This is a genomic window from Vibrio sp. 1078-1, assembly GCF_033340475.1.
The window spans coordinates 1-617 of record NZ_JAWOWM010000538.1; the positions used below are offsets into that span (position 1 = coordinate 1).

At 45.5% G+C, this 617-nt stretch carries 1 protein-coding gene; it reads right to left on the minus strand.

Annotated elements, in window-relative coordinates; all coding sequences use genetic code 11:
- On the minus strand, positions 1-617 hold a 617-nt coding region (locus R7190_RS28665), incomplete at both ends, for a recombination-associated protein RdgC (RefSeq protein ID WP_318138036.1).

Consider the following 617-nt stretch of genomic DNA (forward strand, 5'->3'; position numbering starts at 1 on the left):
AGCCGCTTGATCTTCACGTGGGATATCGTCGTTTTGATCTTTCAACTCATCTGAGAATTTTAGACGTTTGATGCCGGAATCTTCAGCCATGATGAACTCGATTCGGCCTTGCCAGTTAAGCGCAAGTTTCGTCACGACTTTGTCAGCTGCGATGTGATTGCGGATTTCATCTGTGGTCAGCTCTTGCTTCTTACAGCGAATCACGCCACCTTCTTCAAGCACCGATTTTAACTCAGCTTCGTCCATCATGGTGATGCCTTGCGGTGTGTTACCTGTTTTAACCCATTCTGTTAGCGTGGTTTCAATTGCTACTTCTGGAATCGCAGGAACAACAGGTAAGCTACCCATGGTTTTACGCAGTAGCGCTAATACGTCTTCTGCTTTTTTGTAGCTGCTTGCATCGACAAGGATGAAGCCTTCTTTTGGCATAATCAACACGTGAGTGTGGCTGCTGCGGCTAAAAGCGCGAGGCAGTAAGTCCATCACGATGTCATCTTTTAAGTTGTCTTTCTCTTTCTTCTTCAGAGGACGACCTTCTTGCGCTTCCATAGCGTCTACTTTTGCATTCAGAGACTCTTTAATCACAGAAGCAGGCAGCATTTTCTCTTCTTTTTTTG